This is a genomic window from Falsiroseomonas sp. HC035, from assembly GCF_050563525.1.
Classification (GTDB): Bacteria; Pseudomonadota; Alphaproteobacteria; order Acetobacterales; family Acetobacteraceae; genus Falsiroseomonas.
Map to the genome: position 1 here is coordinate 1 of NZ_JBNXUN010000045.1, position 4,910 is coordinate 4,910.

Genomic DNA, 4,910 nt, shown 5'->3' on the forward strand with positions numbered 1-4,910 from the left:
GCAAACGTCAGTAGTAATAGCTGATTTACGCGATGATCGGCAACAGAAACGGCCGAGCCAGGTGTTGGACCCACCTCGCCCGGCCTGACCACGACCCTTGGGAAGAGGAGAGGGCCATGGCTGCTGCCAGCACTATCACCATCACGACCCCCAGAAGAAGACTGCTGCCGATCGGGGGCGCTGATGGGAGCAGGAGCGGCGGCACCCGCGGGCGCCGCCGCCGAACTTCACGCCTGCCGGGCGCGCCGGCGCCGCACCAAGCCGAGCCCGACGAGGCCTGCGCCGAACAGCGCGAGCGAGGCGGGTTCAGGCACCGGCACGGCCCTGATCTCGCCGGCCGCCACGGGCAGCACGACCTTGTACCCCGGCGTGCCGTTCGCCTCCCCAGGCCCGAACCCCAGCCCGGTTCCGGAGTCCAGCAGCCTTCCGTGCAGGACGATCTCGCGCAGCGTCAGAGGAAGCAGATCCTCGCTGCCGAAATTACCCGCGAATGAGGCGCTGTTTGACAGGTCGTAGGTCTGGGTGAAGTTCACCATGCCATTTGGCGCGGTGGGGAAGTCGCCTGAGCCCGGTGGTCCGTCGAGGTTCAGGATGATGGGGCCGTAGGAGGGAAGACCCTCGGCCAACTCGATGAAGCCGTCGCCATCCGTGTCCTGCGCCAGCGTTGGCGTGACGGAGTCCATCGGGTTGCCGGCGGCGTCAAATCGGCCGTGGATGTGCTGCACGTGCAGTTGGTTCGGGGTCAGGCCGCTCGCCGTGATGTTGACGGTCAGCATGTTGCCGTCGTGGCTGAGCTTGGCGAGGCCGGATACACCCGAGCCGCTCAGCGGGGCCAGGATGGCCTCATACAGCATGGGGGCGGCTTGGGCGGGCGCTGCGGCCAGCATCATGGCGCCGGCCAGGGTTGTGGCCAGGGTAAAGCCGCGTAATGCCGAGTAAGGCGTTGCGGAAGCCGGTCTAGGCGTTGTCTTGGATCGCATACGAAGTCCTCCTGAAGCCGGATTGCGATGAGGCGGTCCGGCGGATCAGGAAATGCATTTTTCAGGCCAATCGAGGAAATACTTTGAAAGTCGCGCACTAACGCTGGGCAAAATTACTGAATGTCCTGTTGTGTAAATCCGTCCGGCACCTTGTTTGCCGGCCGAAATTCTAAGCCGGCGGCCTTTATATCATGCGAATTTTATATTTCTATTTTGCATCCGGAAGAATACAGGCTTCTTGGAGTAGATGATCGCGGCCAGTGGTTTAGTAAGAGTTGAACAGAGATGACGCCTTGGTTCCCCGCCAAACAGTGCCCGCTTCACTTCCGGTTTGGCACCCGACTGAGGGGCAGGTCCTTGTGCGCGTCGTCGGTCCTCATGAACAACATCAACCCAATGGGGGACGTGGCCGCACACACGGATTGGGCGGCGAGAAGCATTGCCGCGGAGCGGGCACCCTGCTGGCCGGCGCAACGCTAATGCCGAAGCCGTCGGACGCCTCCGCGGCACGCCTCCTGTCGCCACCCTGCAACTGGCCGCAACCGGCGATACCAAAGCTGCCCCGAACACCGCCGCACGGCATCTGGCGGCCGCCCTCGAGACGCCATCTCAGGCCCCTGGCTCGACAGGCCCCCTGCGGCTGATGTCATGCCTCAGTCAAAGACCCCATCCGCGAAGGCCAGCCTGCCCTCAGCGCCGCCGAAATGCAGGTAGTGCTCGAGCGGGTTGATCCCGGCCGCATCCACATCGGGATAGGCGAAGAGATAGCTGTCCGTGTCGAAGAAGGCGGATGGGTCGCGCCCCTCGAGCCATCCCCAGAGCGCGTAGTGGACGAGGGGGTCGTACCCCGCCGCGTCTACGTCGCTATAGACGAAGAGATAGCCGTCGGTATCGAAGAAGGCATTCGGGTCGCGTCCCTCGATCCATCCAAAGTCCGCGTAGTGGGCCAGCGGGTCAATTCCTGCTGCCGCCACGTCCGGGTTGGTGGCGAGGTAGAAGTAGTCGTCGAACAGCACCGTGGCGTCGAGCGGGTATGTGACGACCGGGACGAAAACCGGGACCGGCTCGACAATCACTACGGGCGCAATGACGGGAACAGGCTCGTAGTAGATCGGCGCGGGTTCGTAGTAGTACGTCGGGACGGGCGCATAATATGGATCCGGCTCTACGTATATTGGTTCCGGATCAACGTAAAACGGCTCTGGCTCGAAGTAGTAGGGGTCCGTGTCGTAGTAGGGATACGGCTCATAGTAGAAGGGTTCCGATTCGTAGAAGGAATACATCTCTCGGCCTCCATGCAGGCACAGGGACGATCAAAAATCATTTTTACCGCGTTCTGGTAGGCGCCATGAGCGGTTAGGAGGGATTGGACCGTTCTCCCAATTTCTGAAGTGAAGCACTCAATCAAACCAGAAAATCGGCAGGAAAGCGGCTAACCCGAGGCATGAGGGCGAGACAATCTTTGCAGCCATCGCAGCATGATCTCTGAAGCACGGTCCGTAGGGGACGGCCTTGCCCCGATTGGTGCCGCTACTGACGGCAGCGAGTGTTGCGGCGCTGGATCCGGTCATGGACCTGCGGGCGCTGGGCCGGCGTAGGCAGCGGCTGCTCGCGCTCGGCGGCTGTCCCTGCTGATCACGGCGGTTGCGCTGGCCGGGGCCTGCTGTGAGCGAAGCTCAGCCTACATTGATGGCCGCTCCTTCCGATGCCCGGCTCGCATTTCGAGGACGGACGGCTCCGGACTACCAGTCCGTCGCTGGCCCCGCGGACTAAGCAACGGGGCCGCTCAGCGACGCCGCAGAGATCTGATAAGCCTGCAAATGAGGCAGAGAGTGCGCGAGCAAGGATACCCAGGGTCACCGGGGGATTTCCACAGATTCATCCCCAGAATCTGTGGATGATTTTATCTCGCGTAGATCTGTCAGCTCATGCCGGGGTCCGCGGACCCTTCTGCCGCCAGTTCTTCCATTCCAGGTCCACGAAGCTGCGCAGCAGCCATTCCTCCGGGCCATATCGAAAGCGGCGCTTCCACAGACTGATGGCGAACACCACCGCCGCGAAGGTGAGGATGTCGGTGCCGAGGCAGCCGGCCGACCCGACTGGCCATAGAGCCCAAGCCCCCAGTCGTTGAACCCGGCGTCCAGCAGCACCGAGTGCAGGATGTAGCCGGTCAACGTCGCGCTGCCGACCGCCGCCAGCACGGTGCCCGCCATGCCAAAGGATGGAACGGGCGCCGAGGCGCAGAACACGACCGTGCCGATCCAGACCGCCGCATCGGCGGGGGCGTGGCGGGCCGAGACCGGGTGAACGCCATCGACACGCCGCTCTCTACGCCGCCGACCACGCGCGTGATTTGCGGTTGGACCGTTGAAGGGCAGGCCGAAGGCGAGGACCGTGGGCAATTCGGCCAGTCGGCGCGCAGCGCTGTCCAGAGACCCGAGGAGATAGCCGGCTCCTGGTAGCAGCGGCGGTACGACCCGGACGTACTCGCAGCAGGGCCGCCGCCTGACAGAGGATGGCCAGGACGAGGATGAGGGCGGCAGACCTACTCCCCACTCCGACTGGCCGCGCTCATATAGAGGGACCGCGGGCGTCAATCATCGCCGCTTCCACCTCCACCCGGAGCGCCGCCTCATCGAGCAGGATGATCGAGCTCCGTGAGGTCGCGAGACACCGCCTCGTGGCGCACCTATGCGCGCGGCGAGCTCGGGCCGTGGGGCGGCGGGAACACCGCCAGGTCAACGCCCGTCTCCGGGGTTGAGGCTAGGCGAGGCGCAGCAGCTCAGCGCAGAGGCTCCGCCGCGTCGCCAACGCCGCATACTCGAGCAACCGCCGGCTCTGGCTTTGCAAGCCCTCTTCCCGCGCGGAAATGAGCCGGTGCTCGAGGAAGGCGAGGCAAAGGCCAAGCCCACGAACCGATCGTCGGGGAGAAGCGCGATGAGGGTGTGGTGGAAGGCTCGGATCTTGGCCGAGGGCGCGGGGAGTGTCGGAATTTCCGTGTATGGCCGGTCGGTTGAACGACACGGTCAGGTCATGGCTTTGTTGAAGCGGTCGCCGAACAGAACGGCGAACTGGGCCTTGGCCATGGACCACTCACGGGGTGGCATGGTCCATTCCTTCTCAGTCCTGTTCAAGACCAGATAGAGCAGCTTCAGGGCGGCCTCGTCGGTTGGGAAATGGCCGCGGGTGCGGACCGCGCTGCGCAGCTTGGCATTCAGCGCCTCGATGGCATTGGTGGTGTACAAAATCCGGCGGACCTCGGCGGGAAAGGCGTAGAACGGCACCACCTCGCCCCAGGCGCGCCGCCAGCTCTGGCCGATGGCGGCGTATTTGCGGCCCCAGGGCCCGGCTTCAAAGGCCCCCAGGGCGGCCTCCGCCGCGGCGGGATCGATGGCGCGGTAGATGTCCTTTAGCGCCGTGGCGACGGCCCGGCGGTCCTTCCAGGAGACGAAATCCAGGCTGTGGCGCAACAGGTGGACAATGCAGGTCTGGACGGTGGCCTCGGGGAACACGGCCAGGATCGCCTCGGGGAAGCCCTTCAGCCCGTCGACCACGGCCAGGAGCAGGTCCTCCACCCCGCGATTGCGGAGCTCGTTCATCACCCGCAGCCAGAACTTGGCGCCCTCATTCTGCTCAAGCCAAAGGCCAAGGATTTCCTTGGTGCCGTCGGCCCTGACGCCGAGCGCGATATGCACTGCCTTGTTGCGGACCAGCCCCTCGTCGCGGATCTTCACCCGCAGCGCGTCGAAGAACACCAGCGGGTAGACCGGCTCGAGCGGCCGGGCTTGCCAGGTGGCAATCTCGTCTAGCACCGCGTCGGTAACGGCGCTGACCAGGTCGGGCGAGACTTCGATGCCGTAGATATCCAGCAGGTGACCGGCGATCTCACGGGTGCTCATGCCGCGGGCGTACATCGACACGATCTTTTCG

Annotated in this window: 3 protein-coding genes and 1 pseudogene; all 4 read right to left on the bottom strand. The window is 64.3% G+C overall.

Features of this window, described 5'->3' with window-relative positions; genetic code table 11:
- Positions 1 to 227: 227 nt before the first annotated feature.
- The gene (locus ACLF3G_RS29175; protein WP_430672886.1) at positions 228 to 854 is read right to left on the bottom strand and encodes a PEP-CTERM sorting domain-containing protein; all 627 of its coding nucleotides are present in this window, start codon (positions 852 to 854) and stop codon (positions 228 to 230) included.
- 779 nt (positions 855 to 1,633) lie between these two features.
- Positions 1,634 to 2,263, bottom strand: a complete 630-nt coding sequence (locus ACLF3G_RS29180; protein ID WP_430672887.1) for a hypothetical protein — start codon at positions 2,261 to 2,263, stop codon at positions 1,634 to 1,636.
- 643 nt (positions 2,264 to 2,906) lie between these two features.
- A pseudogene (locus tag ACLF3G_RS29185) lies at positions 2,907 to 3,577 on the bottom strand (DUF418 domain-containing protein).
- A gap of 429 nt (positions 3,578 to 4,006) precedes the next feature.
- A partial coding sequence (locus ACLF3G_RS29190) for an IS256 family transposase (RefSeq protein ID WP_430672888.1) occupies positions 4,007 to 4,910 on the bottom strand: 904 nt, incomplete at its 5' end.